Here is a 16129-nt window from a genome sequence, read left to right as displayed (position 1 = left end):
ACATTAGTCTTGAGTTTGTGTAAGGTTTAGGCACTCACATTACCTGTTTTGCTTTTTATCTTTTGAGATTTTCTTCACTTGAAAAGTGACGAAAAAGATACACTCACTCGATTTCAAACTCTATCAAGTGACGTAAGCGCTAGTTGAGTGAATAGCTGTGAAAAGTACTTGTAAAGTGCATATTTCTCAATAACAAAGGCAATGGTAAAAGGATTATTTCATGGCCTATATTCCAGATACAAGTGCTCAAGATTCTGAGGTTGAAAGACCTAAAAAAAATAAAATATTGATAGCGGTAGCAAGTATTCTCATATTAATTACTGTTTTCTTTTTTGCACCAATTGTTGAGCAATGGGCAAGCGGTCAAACAGCAGTTTCAAGCGATAAAATTCATATTTCAGCTGTTAAACAAGGTGACTTTGTTCGCGATATTTCTGTTCAGGGAAAAGTCGTCGCAGCACGGCGTCCGACAATATATAGCCCTGCTCAAGGGACTGTTACCTATTTGGTCGAATCGGGAGATAGCGTTATTGAAGGCCAAACCCTTGCCGTAATAGATAGCCCGGAATTAAAGAGCGAGTTTGCACAGCATCAAGCTAAGCTAAATCAGTTAGATACTGAACTTCAGCGACAGATCATTCAGGCTAAAAAACAAGACTTAGCGCAGGAAAACTATTTAGGTAAGGCTACCGTTGTATTGAATGCAGCTAAGCGTGAAATGCGTCGCTCTGAAGATGGTTTAAAAACTCAAGTTGTCAGTGATATTGATTATCAAAAAGCCAAAGATGATCTCGAAAATGCGCTGCGGGAATATCGCTTAGCAATTAAAGAAGTTGAATTGCAAAAAGAAAGTCAGAAGTTTGAGATTCGGACCAAAGAGCTTGAACTTGAGGCACAAAAAGTCAAAGTAGCTGAGCTTGAAAGGCAAGTCGATGCGCTTAAAGTTGTCTCACCAGTAGGGGGGCTCGTTGGTAATTTAGTAGTCGAGCAAAAAAATTCTGTGGCTAAAAATCAGCCACTATTAAGCGTAGTCGACCTCTCCAAATACGAAATAGAGGTACAAATACCTGAGAGCTATTCAGATGATTTAGCTTTAGGAATGTTAGCCGAGGTTAACCTCAATGGTGATGTTTATAGTGGTGAAATCGTTGCCATTTCGCCTGAAATTGAAAATGGCCGCGTTGCCGGAAAAATCCGATTTAGAGACGACACAATTCAGGGATTAAGGCAAAACCAAAGGTTAACAAGTCGAATTGTACTCGAACAAAAAGAAAATATTGCCTACCTACCACATGGTCAATATTTGGAAGCATACAATGGCCAGTTTGCTTATGTGGTAAAAGAAGGCACGGCTGTCAAAACGCCAATAAAGATTGGATTGAGAAGTATTGGACAAGTAGAAGTACTATCGGGGCTTAATATCGGCGATCAGGTTATCACCTCTGACGCACGAATCTTTAAAGATGCCCCTAGTGTGAAAATAATTCAATAAAGGAGCTGCAACATGCTATCCATGCGCCACCTATCAAAAGCTTACTATACAGACACAATAAAAACTCAAGCTTTGCAGCCATTTGACTTGAGTATAGAGCAAGGAGAATTTGTCGCCGTTATTGGTCCTTCAGGCTCGGGCAAAACAACCTTTTTAAATATCACCGGCTTATTAGAGGACTTCTGCGATGGCAGTTATGAGCTGGATGGTGTCAATGTTGAAAAGTTAAGTGATAAAGCCAAGTCAAAGCTGCGTAATGAAAAAGTCGGCTTTATTTTCCAAAGCTTTAATTTAATTCCTGAGTTAAACCTTTACGATAATGTTGATATGCCCTTACGCTATCGCAAATTATCATCAAAAGAGCGCCACGAGCGGATCATGGATGCGTTGAATAAAGTGGGTCTTGCATCACGCAAAGCGCATTACCCATCGCAACTGTCTGGAGGTCAGCAGCAACGGGTAGCAATTGCTCGAGCGATAGCTGGTAAACCGTCCTTTCTACTCGCCGATGAGCCAACGGGCAACTTAGATAGTAAAATGGCCGATGGTATTATGGAACTGCTCAAAGATATCAATGCGCAGGGAACAAGCATTGTGATGGTGACTCATGATGCTCAACAGGCGGCAAAAGCTCAGCGTATTATTGAAATCCGTGATGGTATGTTGAGCGAGAGAAAGAACTTCGATAAGGCCATTGCTTAAGGATAAGTTATGCTTAGTTACTATCTCAAATTAGCGCTTATCTCATTACGGAAAACGCCTTTTTTATCGTTGTTAATGATTATGACAATCGCGATTGGAATTGGCGCAGCAATGACAACTTATACAGTGAGTTATCTGCTACAAAAAGATCCGATCCCTACAAAAAGTGATCGCTTGTTTAATGTTCGATTGAATAGCTATGGCCCAGATAAGCCGTTCAATATTTCCCAAGGGAAAGAAGTTCCACCTTTTATTCTTACTTATCAAGATGCAGTAAATCTACAAGATGCGAAACAGGGCGTTAATCAAACGCCTCTTGGTAGTTTCAAAATGATGACTCGCACCACAGAGCAGTCAATCACTGAAGCGAAAATGACCCCAATTAGAAGTGCATACCGTGATATGTTCAACATGTTTGAGGTGCCGTTCAAGTTTGGTGGTGCATGGGATGAGATTGCCGATCAGGATGGGCTGCAAGTTGCAGTGATCAGTAGCGAGCTGAATGATAAATTATTTGGTGGAGAAAACTCCGTCGGTAAGTCATTGCTCTTAGGGGACTTGCAGTACCGAGTGGTTGGTGTTACCGACGATTGGTATCCCATCCCCAAGTTTTTTGATTACAGAACTCGTGCATTCAACAAACCTAGAGACGTTATTGTCCCGTTTCAAACGCAAATCAATAACGAGTTGTGGACTGGCTCAGACGTGTCTTATCAATGCTGGAAAGAACCCGCTGATGACTCATTTTCGGCAATTTTAGCATCTGAATGTGTGTGGGTTTCGTATTGGGTGGAATTAAGCTCCGCTTCAGAGCGTGATAATTACATGGACTTTTTGGTTAATTACTCGATGGAACAAAGAGAGTATGGTCGCTTTTTACGAGAGCCTTTACATCAGTTATTTAATGTGAAGGAGCAATTAATTGAAAGAAAAATTATCAAAGATGATGGCAATGTAGCAGTGTGGCTTGCATTTGCATTTCTTGCGGTTTGTCTGCTGAACTGTATGGCAATGATGGTCGCAAAGTTTCATGGTAAAGCAGGTGAGGTTGGGCTTCGTAGAGCGGTTGGGGCTTCTAAGCAAGATATTGTCGCTCAGTTTACTGTTGAGACCTGTATTATTGGGCTATTGGGCGGGATACTTGGGCTGCTACTTGCGCAAATTGGCTTGAGTGTCACTGCGCAATTATACAGTCATCTTTATGCTGAGATGCTTGAAATGACCACAGGCATCGTCATCATGACGATTGCATTGGCCGTGGCGAGTGCTGTAACTTTTGGTTTGCTACCGACTTTACATGCGGCAAAAGTACAACCATCTAGTCAGCTAAAAAGCCTGTAGGAGCATGACCATGAGAGATTTGTTGCCAATTTTAAAAACCTTAAACAAAAATAAGGCTTCTCCGCTACTACTGATATTGCAAATTGCGCTGACATTTACAATTTTGGTTAATGCCATTTATATGATGGTGCTTAAAGAACAAGAATTGGTGCAACCTACAGGGTTGGCCGAGAACCAGTTGTTCAGTTTTAGAACTAATTTTGAAGGTAGCGATGACGAAAAAAATGCAGCTCTTGATACCGACCTTGCCGATATCCGTGCACTAGCCAGTGTTGAAAGTGCTAGTACGATAACCAGTTTGCCACTCATTAATTGGGGGCGTTCACTCAATGTCGCGTTGACGCCTGAAAAGGAAGCTCGGATTACTCATGCTGGCTATTATGGTTCTGACGACACCATTGTAGATACGCTTGGACTAAGGGTGGTTGCAGGTAGAAACTTACAACATAACGATGTGGTGCATACGTATTTTGACGGCCATATGGAATCAGCCAGCGTGTTAATTTCGCAGGATTTGGCTCATAAAATCCGTCCTAACGATTGGCGCAGCGTTGTTGGAGAAACCATTTACGTTGCATTTGTGCCGCAGAAAGTGGTGGGAATAGTAGAGACAATGAAGTCACCTTGGCGGTTTTGGTACGCTTACGATATGACTGTAATAAGTTCGGTTAGAGAACATTATGAAGAAAGCATCATAGTAGTAAAAGCAAAACCTGGCCAAAGAGAAGTTGCAATGGAAGAAGTTCAAGCCTTAATGCTTACAAAGCCTGGTCGTCAACTTGATGCCTTTAAATCCTTCGAGCAAATAAAAACGGAAAACTTACAAGCGGATTATGCGGTGAGCCAAACGCTAAAAGCGGTGATCGCAGCTCTGGCGTGCGTAACAATGCTGGGTATATTTGGGCAGGCAAGATACACCGTTTATAAACGTCGTAAGCAAATCGGTACTCGTCGTGCACTTGGGGCAACTCAGGCCGATATTCTACGTTACTTTATGATTGAGAATGCGGTGGTGTCTTTATTTGGCATTACACTGGGCATAATCATCGCAATCACTGCGAATATTTATTTGGTTAATTACTTTGGGCTCACCAGTGTACCCAGTGATTATTTGATTGCAGGTGCGGTAGTAATGTTGCTCGCAGGTCAGTTGGCGGTGACTTACCCTGCTATGGTTGCTGCAAGAGTGCCGCCAGCTATCGCAACTCGAACAGCATAGCTACACACTCCGCGCTTACCGCTGCTATTTCAAGCCCTCTGTTACTTTGCTAAAATGGCAAACGGAGGCTTGAAATTACTATGCTTAAAATCTCAAATAATGTCACTCTAGCAGAGTGGGAAATCGATATTTCCGCTATTCGCGCCCAAGGTGCGGGTGGGCAAAACGTCAATAAAGTCTCCAGCGCCATTCATCTTAGGTTTGATATCAATCGCTCAACACTGCCTGACTTTTACAAAGCGCGTCTACTTGCACTTAAAGACTCTAGAGTGACCAAAGAGGGTGTCATTGTGCTTAAAGCACAGAGCTTTCGTACTCAAGAGCAAAATAAGGAAGATGCCTTGGAGCGGCTAAAAACACTGATCCTAGAAGCCACTAAAGTTGAAAAAGCACGCAGAGCAACCAAGCCAACAAAAAGCTCGCAAAAGAAACGTCTGAATCAAAAGACCAAACGTGGCCAAACCAAATCACTGAGGGGGTCAGTGAACTGGTAAAGTGCCTAATTAAATTTCATGTTACTTCTTTTTTCAATTCAAAGTACCTAAATAACCTGAGGTTTGGATAAGGAATGAGTTCTCTCATTGTTTTTAACTCACGTTAAATTATTTCCCTATCTAGCTGGGGATAACTCCGCTCTCGTGTACTGTTACTGCTCTGGTACCTACATTCGGTAGGTAAGACGAATTTACACAGCGATAGCAGGCTATTGGATGTGAATTCAACGCAGTTAACGCTAAAGCTGGCTGCTAGAAAGGCATCAATTATCCGAAGCTCAGATTAAATGGCAAAGCTGGAGGCGATGAATAAAGCTGCAAGTTTAAGGAAGAATTCATCATAATGTTATAACTAAAACTCCTAAGCTTACGGCTATGATTACACTGAGATGAAATTTTTTAACTTTATCGTGAGGTATAGGTGTAATTGAACTTACCTCTAATTCCACTTTAAGAGCACATGAGCGTGCAATCGCTGCGAATTGTTCTAGTTGCTTTTGACCTGCAACAAGCGCTTGATGATTTCCAATACAGAAAACGAGATATGCTAAAACTATTGCGATAGCCTCTACATGTGTTGAACTCGATGGTATTTTACCACCTATAGCGAATCCACACATCGCTAACGTTACGACGCTAAAGTAGCCCCAAAGTTTGTCGACTTGAGAATATTGTATTTGGTAAATATTTATTGCTTCAAATGCATGTTTTAGGTCGCACATAGTAGGTTCCGAATAATGATAAAGCCTGTAAAGGTAGCATAGTTCATGAGGCTGTTATCTACTGTATTTTTTGTTCATAAAGCTCCAAGTCTGAACCACGAAAAATCATTTTATTTTCTCTAATTAGTTAAGCATTTGCGTTTTTAACCTATTTTAAGTGTGGGTTGTAACTAATTTTAATTCCTTATATTTCAAAGTTATAGTCTACACATCCAAATTTTTCACAAAAAGTGTTTGCTTTTTAGTCTGCAATGTTAAAAAGTAACAATGTTATCTTGATTTTTTGTTAGTAAGTAACATGTGATGTGTTGGGGGCGTTTAGAGCACGTCGCTGTGTGGTAGGTTTTTGGGCTGTGGTGCTAGTGATGGCATTGCTGGCTTTTTCACTGGTTTTTAAAAAGAAGAAAGGAACAATAAAATGTCAAAACTAGTCACCGATATTGGTAAACATAACCCTAAACGAAGCAAACTGAGCCTTGCGGTTTCGTCTGTACTTTTTGGGCTTTCTCCACTTTGGGTTGCCGCTGAAACTGTGGGTCAAAATGACAGCGATGTCAAAGTCTCAGAACAGAATGAAGCGGTTGAAGTCATTGAAGTTCGCGGGATCCGAGGCAGTATCAATAGCGCCCAAAACATTAAGCGCTTCGCTGATACGGTCAAAGACGTAATTACGGCGTCAGATATCGGGGCATTACCAGACAAATCGGTGACTGAAGCGCTACAGCGTGTGCCGGGTGTTACGATTGAGCGATTTGCATCATCCGATGACCCTAAACATTATGCCGATGAAGGTACCGGCGTGCTGGTTCGTGGCCTAGACAGGGTTCGCTCTGAGGTGAATGGCAGAGACGCTTTTAGTGCAAATCCGTCAGGCGGTTTGAGCTATGAAGATTTTCCTGCTGAATTGCTAGGCGCAGTGGAAGTGGTTAAAAACCAAACTGCGGATCTTATTTCAGGCGGTATATCCGGGACGGTAAACCTCATCACCCGCAAACCATTTGACTCTGATGAGAGGCTTATTTCGTTCAATGTAAAGGCCAACTATGGCGACTTTAGAGAAGAAGTGACGCCTTCGTTTTCAGCGTTGTTTTCCGACAGTTGGGAAACCAGCGCAGGTAAGTTCGGATTTTTAATTGCGGCTTCTTCATCAGAATATCAGACTCGAGGAGATGGTGTTGGCCTTGGCAATTTCCACTCTCGAGGCGATTCCTTTATTCCTACCTTGGATCAATGGGGTGGCATAACAGGCGTTGATCCGTCGTCGCCTGTAGATGGCCCCGCTTTACCAGGGCAACCAGCTGGCAGTGTATGGCATGTGCCTGTTGCTATCCATATGAGCACAGCAACTAATGACCGTGAACGTACCGGCTTAACCTCTTCACTGCAGTGGGCAAATGCCGATGAGACTATAGTTGCGACATTAGAGCACATTCGCTCAGAAGCGTCTCTTGAGTGGAACGAGCGCCAAATAGGACAAGCAGCTCAAGGCTTTAAAGGTTTTATGGGGTCTTCACAAAATTGGACTGAAAGTACGGAAAGTGGCCATCCACTAACTACAGATGATGGTTTTGTGACTTCCGGTATCGCTCTTGGCGTGAGCCCAGAAACACCGTTCTTTTATCGTAGCCGCTGGAATTACAACGAAAATACCGTGAAGGACACTTCATTTAAGCTAACGTTAAAACCAATAGATAGGTTGACTGTCGATTTTGATTACCAGCGGATCGACTCCGACAAAGAAGTGCAAAACTACAGTATGTCGGGTCAAACACGGGGAAACCATGTCCACGTTGTCTCGCCTTATTTCCTCGATATGCGTGGCTCAAGGCCGACAGTAGAGTTTCTCAGTGACAATATTCTAACGGCAGGTTGGTCACCCAATGAAGATTGGAATGGACCTGTGCCTAACCTGTTTTTGGGCAGCGGTATGGAGCAGGTTGAGCGCAATACCGCAGAATCAGACAGCGTTAAACTGGATTTTAAGTATGAGCTAGACGGTCATTTCACGAGTGTTAGTTCCGGTTTTTATATGTCAGATAAAGACCTAACCGTACGAGATACGGCTTACGAGGGTTGGTCTGCAATTGGCACCCCATGGATCCAAGATGACCGGAATGCCGCCGCGGCGGTAAATCGTCCAGAATTATTTGAGCGCGTTGATTTTTCAGATTATTACAATGGTCAGGTATTACAGGGGCCAGTCAATAACTTCTTGTTCCCAAGTATGGATCTGGTGAAAAACTACGCCGAGTCTTTGCGCCAAGGTTGTCGTGATGGTTGGCACAATGCTACCAACAGTGCGGCAAACAACGGCACATGCTCTGGCACTTATGTACCTTATGAAGACAAACCCAATCGCGTTGAAGGCCCATTCGCTGCGCACAATATAAGTTCGACTAACGAGAAGCGTACTGAATTTTACATTCGCGGTGATTTTGACTTCGAGTTTCAAGACATTCCTGTGGTGGGCAACGTTGGTCTGCGCTACGTAAACTATCAACTTGAGTCTACGGGCGCTTTGGTGCAACCCGCTCTCATCAAACGTGGTGAAGAGGGGACATCACTCAATAATGTGATGCAGCAGGCAGAATATAAGCGATATTACGACATTGCAGGGGGAGAGTCCGAACTCAGTACCGTTGATGGCACAGATTATAGCACTTTGCTTCCGAGCTTAAATTTGAGTTTTGGTGTATCAGAAGACGTAGTGGTGCGATTTGGTGCATCAAAAGCGTTGTATTACCCAAGCTTAGTTGATGCCAGAAATATCAGTATTCTTAACTTGGATTACACTCGCGTGCTACAAACTCCCGGCGCTGATTACGACGAGGCAACTAACCCCGTTGTTGGGCTAGACGATATCAGTCTAACGGCGCTTTCAGGGAATCCTTATTTAGAGCCTGAAGAAGCAATCAATATCGATTTAACTACCGAATGGTATTTCGCGTCCGCAGGTTATGTAACGTTAGGGCTATTCCACAAAAAGCTAGATAATATAATCCGTAGCCGCGCCTTTGATCTTGATGTGTCTTATGGCGGCGAAGATTATGATGTCTCTGCTTACGGCCCTGCTAACACGGGCTCTGGCACCATTCGTGGGATGGAGTTTTCCTACTCACAATTCTACGACATGTTACCGGGTGCATGGAGCGGTTTAGGTTTGCAACTTAACTTTACCTATATCGATCAAGATGGACTTGAAGATCCAAATGAAGTCTCTAAAGGCACGCTTGGTTTCGATGAAAATGGTAACCCGCTGAGCGATAATCGGAATACCTTCCGAGTGTTTGGAGGTTTGCCGCTACAAGGTTACTCTGACCAAAACTTTAATATCATCGGTATGTATGAGTACGAGGATATTTCTTTTCGCCTTGCATACACTTGGCGCTCTGAGTATTTGCTCACACTTAGGGAGTCTGAAGAGTATGTCCCTGCCTATGCAGAGGCGTCAGGTATGATGGACGCAAGCTTGTATTACACCATCAACGACCATTGGAAAGTGGGTTTTGAAGCCAGCAATTTATTGGATACGGAAACCAAAACCAAGTATCAGATGGACCAAGCTGGGACAAAAACGCAGGCACTCAACTTTACCACGGATAGGCGTTTCGCATTGAGCGTCCGTGCGACTTTTTAATGTCAGCAAGGGCCAAGTGCAGCTTGGCCTGATACCAATCGCAGTGAGTCAATGTGCTATTTTGACGTGGGGAATTAATGTTTAAACTCAAGGATTTGAATATACGATGGCAATATTAGCGAAAGGCACTGGCGACCCACAACAACTAGAAGATGGCGGCTGGGATATTCTCGCAGAGCAGGTAAGTTTGCCAGTTGCAGTGATAAAGCAAGACGCCATCAGCCACAACGCGAATTGGATGGCGAATTTTGCAAAGGAAAGCCAAGTGTTATTGGCACCCCACGGCAAGACAACGATGTCACCAGCATTATTTAAACTACAGCTTGAACATGGCGCATGGGCCATCACGGTAGCGACCGTGCCGCAAGTTTCCGTAGCCATAGTCGCGGGCGCAAAACGAGTGATCTTAGCGAATCAACTTGTTGGCGAATATCATATGAAGCAAGTTGCTAGCATGCTTACTGATACTGACGTTGAGCTCTATTGTTTTGTTGACTCTATTGCAAATGCCCATGCCGTAGGCACATTTTTTACCCGGCATTCGCTGCGTATTTCCATTTTACTCGAGGTGGGAGTTGAAGGTGGTCGCGCTGGTTGGCGCAATCTTGCAACGTTAGTGCAGCTAGTCAATGTATGCCAACAGTATGCTAGTCTAGAGGTAGCAGGCATTGGGTTTTATGAAGGCGTGATCCACGGCCATAATGCCGAGCAAAGGATTGCCACATTCGTTAGTTCAGTAATAAAAACGGCGGCAGATTTACGACAAAAAGACACGTTTTCAAAGGCGTTACCTATTATCACGGGGGCGGGGTCTGCTTGGTACGATGTTGTGACAAAGACACTAAACAAAAGTGAACAGGCTCAGCAATTTCGCTTTGTGATCCGTCCCGGCTGCTACCTTATTCACGATACCGGGATCTATCAGGATGCGCAGCAAGCGGTGTTATCACGGAGCAATCTCGCTTGCGGTTTGGGGGAAAGTTTGGTCTCGAGCTTAAGTATATGGGCTTACGTGCTTTCGACTCCAGAGCCGGACGTCGCGATAGTTGGTATGGGTAAAAGGGATGTCGCATTTGATGCTGGCATGCCCACACCAGAGCTGATTTACTCTCCGCCGTCAAAGCAGCTGTGCTCATTAGGCAGCGCGGTAAAGGTCGAAACAATCATGGATCAACATGCTATGGTAAGTATTGCATCTGGGTGCGAGGTACAGGTTGGCGATATGATCTGCTTTTCGACTTCTCATCCTTGTTTGACCTTTGACAAGTGGCGACAAATTGGTGTTGTAGAGCGAGATTGGGTGATCACCCAAACCATTTCTACCTATTTTTAATTGAGGCGAAGCTGTGGACATTATTAGCAAAATTAAGGAAGGTTTGGGGCACTTTAGCCCAGCGGAAGAAAAAGTCGCTCGGCTTATTTTGGCTGAGCTTAACTTTGCTGCAAGCGCATCCATTAGCGAGCTAGCTGAAAAAGCACAGGTCAGTCACGCCAGCATTACGCGGTTAGCGCGTAGCCTAGGCTGTACCAATGTACGTGACCTTAAGTTTCAGCTAACACAATCAGCCGCAATTGGTGAGCGTTTTACAAATCCTGAGCCAATTGAAAAAGAAAAGATTTCTCATGTTTATACCTCTATTCAGGAGATCCTCACGCTCAATGCGGGATTAATCGATGAAGCGGTGGTGGAGCAAGCGAGTGAAGTGATTTGCGCCACACGTCATTGCTTAATTTTTGGGGTTGGTGGTGGTAGCAGCCTGATGGCACAAGAATGCCAAAATCGCTTATTTCGCTTGGACGTACTTAGTAATGCTCACTCCGATCCTATGATGATGCGCATGGTTGCCGCAACCGTGAATAAAGGGGATGTGGTGATTTGCCTCTCGCTTAGTGGTGTTTCTCCTGATGTGAAAGCGGCGGCGCTTATTGCCAAAGAGTATGGTGCAGAGGTTATTGCTATTTGCCCAGTGAGCGACTTGGCGGACATCGCCGATCATCATTTACCCATCAAAACTCAAGAAAGTGACTACATCTTTAAGCCCAGCGCTGCACGCTATACCATGATGGCGGCGGTGGATATCTTGTCGAGCGAAGTTGCCATCCGTAATCAAAAGCGCTCAAGAGAAAAGCTCAGACGGCTTAAAACCCAGTTAGATCAGCATCGAGATAAAAACAGCAATATGCCACCTGCCGATAAACGCTTTCCGCTGGGGGATTAATGCTGAGCTCATCTCTTTATGTTGATACCCTCATTCAAGGCGCGACGGTGTATTTTGAACCAGGCTCTGAAGCGCAAGTGGTGGATGTTGCGATTAGCAAAGACAAAATTGTTGCGCTTGGCAACTGCAACCACTTGCAAGCACAGCAATGCATCGATGCCACGGGCTTAGTGCTCGCGCCGGGTTTTATTGACGTACACACCCATGATGATCTTGAAGTGCTGCGAGGCCCACATATGCTGAGCAAAGTGAGCCAAGGTGTCACCACCGTCATTGCCGGTAATTGTGGCATTAGCGCAGTGCCTTATTGTACAAATCAAGTGCCGCTCGACCCCATTAACTTACTCGGGGAGCAATCAGAATTCGCCTATCGTGAACTACAGGATTATCAACATGCCTTTAGTAACGCCGCTCCGAGTGTGAATTTAGCCATGTTAGTTGGTCATACAACGCTCAGAGCGCAGGTCATGACGGATTTATCTCAAGCCGCCAATGCGCAAGAACTTGAACAGATGAAAACCTTGCTGCATCAAGCGATGGCGCAGGGGGCGATAGGGTTTAGTACTGGCCTTGCTTATTACAATGCGAAGGGGGCAAATCAAGCAGAAGTGAATGCGTTGGCCGAGGTTGTTACACCATTTGATGGTATCTATACCACGCATTTACGCACGGAATTTCAAGGAGTCATCCGAGCCATGGACGAAGCCTTTGCGACGGCAGAGCATGCCAAATTGCCGCTGGTTATCTCACATATAAAATGTGCTGGTAGAGAGAATTGGGGCAGGGCACCTGAGGTATTAGCGCATTTTGAATTGCATAGGCAAACACATCCAGTGAGCTGCGATTGCTACCCTTACGCCGCGAGTTCAAGCACCTTAGATCTTAACCAAGTAACGGAGGAGACGGACATTTTTATTACTTGGTCGGAGTCTCATCCAGAACTTGCACAGCAAAGCTTGGCAGACATTGCTACGCAATGGCAAGTGCCTCAGCGTGAAGCGGCAAAGCGCTTGCAGCCAGCGGGCGCTGTGTATCACTGTATGCTGGAAGATGATGTGCAGCGGTTTTTAAGTTATGAACACAGCATGGTGGGGTCTGATGGCTTGCCGTGCGATCCGCATCCGCATCCGAGATTGTGGGGGACATTTCCGCGGGTGCTTGGACATTACTGTAGAGAACAACAATCGCTGCCGTTGGCATTGGCTATCTACAAAATGACAGCGTTGCCAGCAGCACGCTTTAAGCTGCGGCAACGTGGCAATATTCAAATTGGTTACTTTGCTGATCTGGTGTTATTTGACCCCAATCGGGTGTTAGACCAAGCAAGTTACAGTAATCCAAAGCAACTTGCCTCAGGCATAGTGAAGGTTTGGGTGAATGGCAAGCTCAGCTACGTTGAGGGTGCGAATGCAGACACCATTGTCGATTTCGGCCGAGCAGGACGATTTTTAACGCGTCAAAACTAATAAGAATCAAAATCATCAAGGGGTTAACATGACAATAAGAAGAATAGGTGCTGAGGGCGGCACGGGCACTGGTGGACAACATTTACCCTTTGCGCGAGCAGTTGAAGCCGGCGGTTGGTTAAAGGTCTCGGGGCAAACGCCAATGCGAGATGGTGAAGTGGTTGAGGGTGGCATTGTTGAGCAGTCGCGTCTGGCCATAGAAAACTGTATCGCGATTATGACCGAGGCAGGTTATGGCCTTGAGCATGTTACGCATGTTTCTGTGGTATTAACTGACGCAAGATATTTTCAGTCCTTTAATAAGGTTTTTGCAGAGTATTTTTCAGCGCATCCTCCTGCGCGAATTTGTATGGTGGCCGACTTAGTCGTGGACTGTAAAGTTGAGGTTGATGTCACCTGCTACAAAGGCGAATAGACGTTATACGAACAACAATGTTCACAGGAGGAGAGGCATGACGGATAGTCAGCAAGTGTATTTGCTTATTTTTCTGTTGTATTTATCTGCCATGATAATGGTGAGTTGGCTAGCATCTCGGTGGCAACGGTCAAATTGCGACTATTTATTAGCTGGGCGAAAAGTACCGCTGATGCTGACGCTAGGCACCACCGTTGCCACTATGGTCGGCACCGGCTCGTCGATGGGAGCGGTCGGCTTTGCCTATCAACACGGTTGGGCGGGCACGCTTTATGGCATTGGCGGCGCGCTGGGTATTTTATTGCTGGCTTGGTTGTTTGCGCCGGTTAGGGCTGAGCGCTTCGCGACAATGAGTGAAGAGTTAGCAAGCTATGTAGGCAATCATCAAGTCGTTAAAAAGCTCTTAGCAATATTGATTTACGCGGCGAGTGTCGGCTGGCTTGGCGCACATTTGATTGGCGGGGGCATGTATTTAGCCTGGCTCACTGGGCTAGATGAGAACAGTGCAAAACTGATTATTGGACTGGGACTTGCGGTATATGTGACCTTAGGTGGATATTCGGCGGTAGTCTGGACGGATGCTATTCAGGCCGTTATTTTGTTTTCGGGCTTTTTGTTGATGACCTACTTTGTAGTCGAGGTGGTCGGTGGTTGGCAAACGCTAACCAGCGCTTCGGTTGCAGCGGGAGCTGGGCTCTTTTCATATCAAAATATTGGTTTATTGCCTGCTATTTCAATGGCGCTGGCGGTGCTGGTGGGCGTATTGGCAACCCCATCCTTTAGGCAGCGGATCTACTCCGCCAAAAGCATAAGCAGTATTCGTATGTCGTTTATTATCTCGGGATTACTTTATTTAGGGTTTTCATGTATTCCTGCTGTGATTGGTATTGGTGCTTATGCAGTTAACTCAAGTTTAGACAACCCTTCATTTGCTTTTCCCTATTTGGCGTTAACGGCGATGCCAGTGTTGATTGGTGGCTTTATTTTATTGGCGGGTATTTCCGCAACGCTTTCTAGTGCCAGCTCCGACGCCATTGCTGGAGTCAGTGTGTTGGTTGCTGATATTTATCTGACTTGGTGTAAGGGAAATATTGCGCCACACAATCCGCTTTTGGTCTCTCGTATAGCCATGTTGACTACCGTATCGCTGGCATTATTTATGGCGGTGTTGTCGAGCGACATAATTAGCTATATCACCAAAATGATTTCCGTTGTATTAGCGGGGCTTTGTGTGATGGGGTTATTGGGGCGCTTTTGGCAAGGTTATACTTGGCAAGGCAGTTTAGTCACCTTGATGGCAGGTTCAGTGGCTGCCCTGCTTGTTGGTATGCACGACGATTGGCTGGCTTATTTTGGTAACCCGATTATTCCTGCGCTGATCAGTGCTTTGGTGTTTGGCGTATTGACGAGTATCGTGACAAAACCCAGTGTTACCGCATCGCCCGAAAAAACGGAAGTGGCATCATGAAAGGCACAATAAAACAGTTAGTGTGCTTTGGTGAATGCATGGTGGAGCATAGAGCAGATGGGACTAGCTCGTTTGGCGGTGATACCTTTAACACGGCTTGGTATTTGGCTCAGTTACTCAAGCAAAGCAACGATAACCACATAGCAGTCAGTTTTGCCAGCGCCATCGGTACGGATAAGGCCAGTACAAACTTGCTTGATATGTTGTCAAACACCAACATCAGACAAGACTATATTTCGCTTGAACCACATAGCGCGCTTGGCGAGTACTGGATTACGCTCGATGAGAAAGGAGAGCGACGCTTTACCTTTGCTCGTGAACACAGTCCTGTAAGGCAGTATTTTAACCGTGATGAGACCTTAACTCAGGCGCTTCACAACAAGGATATTGATGCAATTTATCTCTCTGGAATAAGCCTTGCCATTATATGTGAGTCGCAGAGAAAGCACTTATTTGAGGCGTTAGCTGCGTTTAAAAATCGAGGTGGACTCATCTTTTTTGATAACAACTATCGCCAAACCCTTTGGCGTAGCGATAACCCAAAATTGAGTTATCAGGCTGTAATGGCGCTGGCGAATATCGCATTTTTAACCGACGAGGACGAATATGCAGTGTATGGCACCGCAAATGTGGACGAAATAATCGCAGAGCATCAAAAGCACCGCTCACAACTTTTAGTTATTCGCCAAGGCGCTCAGCCATGCGTGCTCGTGTCACCTGATAATTATTCACCCATTTATATCGCGGCGCAAAACATAGCGCCGCAGCTTATCTTAGATACCTGTGGTGCAGGAGATGCATTTGCGGCAGGGTTTTTAGCACATTGGCTGAAAGGTTGCGATTTGCAAACGGCTGCGTACTTTGCACACCAAGTTGCCGCCGAGGTGATCCAGCATCATGGCGCGCTGATATCCGCCGACTTTCTGCCAAAGCTTGTTACTCAGGAATAGTGTC

At 45.2% G+C, this 16129-nt stretch carries 13 protein-coding genes; 12 read left to right on the top strand and 1 reads right to left on the bottom strand.

Annotation, left to right across the window (positions count from 1 at the left end):
* Nucleotides 1-220 precede the first annotated feature (220 nt).
* The 5 genes from NH462_RS15780 (at nt 221) to arfB (ending at nt 5248) form a co-directional block, all read left to right on the top strand.
* The gene (locus NH462_RS15780) at nt 221-1492 is read left to right on the top strand and encodes an efflux RND transporter periplasmic adaptor subunit (protein WP_253106554.1); all 1272 of its coding nucleotides are present in this window, start codon (nt 221-223) and stop codon (nt 1490-1492) included.
* Between the two features lie 12 nt (nt 1493-1504).
* A complete protein-coding gene (locus tag NH462_RS15775) occupies nt 1505-2194 on the top strand; it encodes an ABC transporter ATP-binding protein (RefSeq protein ID WP_010375622.1) in 690 nt (229 codons plus the stop codon).
* 9 nt (nt 2195-2203) lie between these two features.
* Nucleotides 2204-3535 carry an ABC transporter permease gene (locus tag NH462_RS15770; protein ID WP_253106552.1) on the top strand — a complete coding sequence of 444 codons (1332 nt, stop codon included), beginning with the start codon at nt 2204-2206 and terminating at the stop codon, nt 3533-3535.
* 10 nt (nt 3536-3545) lie between these two features.
* Nucleotides 3546-4754: an FtsX-like permease family protein gene (locus NH462_RS15765; RefSeq protein ID WP_253106550.1), complete on the top strand. Its 1209-nt coding sequence runs from the start codon at nt 3546-3548 to the stop codon at nt 4752-4754.
* 80 nt (nt 4755-4834) lie between these two features.
* A complete protein-coding gene (arfB, locus tag NH462_RS15760; protein ID WP_010375624.1) occupies nt 4835-5248 on the top strand; it encodes an alternative ribosome rescue aminoacyl-tRNA hydrolase ArfB in 414 nt (137 codons plus the stop codon).
* A gap of 338 nt (nt 5249-5586) precedes the next feature.
* Here arfB and NH462_RS15755 read toward each other — a convergent pair whose 3' ends face one another.
* On the bottom strand, nt 5587-5970 hold the full coding sequence (locus tag NH462_RS15755) for a hypothetical protein (protein ID WP_010375625.1): 384 nt from the start codon (nt 5968-5970) through the stop codon (nt 5587-5589).
* A 418-nt stretch (nt 5971-6388) separates the two neighbouring features.
* Here NH462_RS15755 and NH462_RS15750 point away from each other — a divergent pair, with 418 nt between their 5' ends.
* The 7 genes from NH462_RS15750 (at nt 6389) to NH462_RS15720 (ending at nt 16125) form a co-directional block, all read left to right on the top strand.
* Nucleotides 6389-9607, top strand: a complete 3219-nt coding sequence (locus NH462_RS15750) for a TonB-dependent receptor (protein ID WP_253106548.1) — start codon at nt 6389-6391, stop codon at nt 9605-9607.
* 106 nt (nt 9608-9713) lie between these two features.
* Complete coding sequence (locus NH462_RS15745; protein ID WP_253106545.1) at nt 9714-10940, top strand: alanine racemase; 1227 nt, start codon at nt 9714-9716, stop codon at nt 10938-10940.
* Between the two features lie 13 nt (nt 10941-10953).
* Nucleotides 10954-11826 (top strand): MurR/RpiR family transcriptional regulator, encoded by an 873-nt coding sequence (locus NH462_RS15740; protein WP_253106543.1) that lies wholly within the window; start codon nt 10954-10956, stop codon nt 11824-11826.
* Entirely contained in the window at nt 11826-13292 is a 1467-nt protein-coding gene (locus tag NH462_RS15735) for a D-aminoacylase (protein ID WP_253106542.1), read from the top strand. Before NH462_RS15740 ends, NH462_RS15735 begins: the two co-directional genes overlap by 1 nt.
* A 28-nt stretch (nt 13293-13320) precedes the next feature.
* Nucleotides 13321-13707 carry a RidA family protein gene (locus NH462_RS15730; RefSeq protein ID WP_010603922.1) on the top strand — a complete coding sequence of 129 codons (387 nt, stop codon included), beginning with the start codon at nt 13321-13323 and terminating at the stop codon, nt 13705-13707.
* A 37-nt stretch (nt 13708-13744) separates the two neighbouring features.
* Nucleotides 13745-15175 carry a sodium:solute symporter family protein gene (locus tag NH462_RS15725; protein WP_253106541.1) on the top strand — a complete coding sequence of 477 codons (1431 nt, stop codon included), beginning with the start codon at nt 13745-13747 and terminating at the stop codon, nt 15173-15175.
* Entirely contained in the window at nt 15172-16125 is a 954-nt protein-coding gene (locus tag NH462_RS15720) for a sugar kinase (RefSeq protein ID WP_253106540.1), read from the top strand. Before NH462_RS15725 ends, NH462_RS15720 begins: the two co-directional genes overlap by 4 nt.
* Nucleotides 16126-16129: the final 4 nt, after the last annotated feature.

The sequence above is a fragment of the Pseudoalteromonas sp. OANN1 genome, assembly GCF_024124685.1.
Taxonomy (GTDB): Bacteria; Pseudomonadota; Gammaproteobacteria; order Enterobacterales; family Alteromonadaceae; genus Pseudoalteromonas; species Pseudoalteromonas piscicida.
The sequence above is the reverse complement of the archived record's forward strand: the minus strand, read 5'-3'. Positions and strand labels throughout refer to the sequence as shown.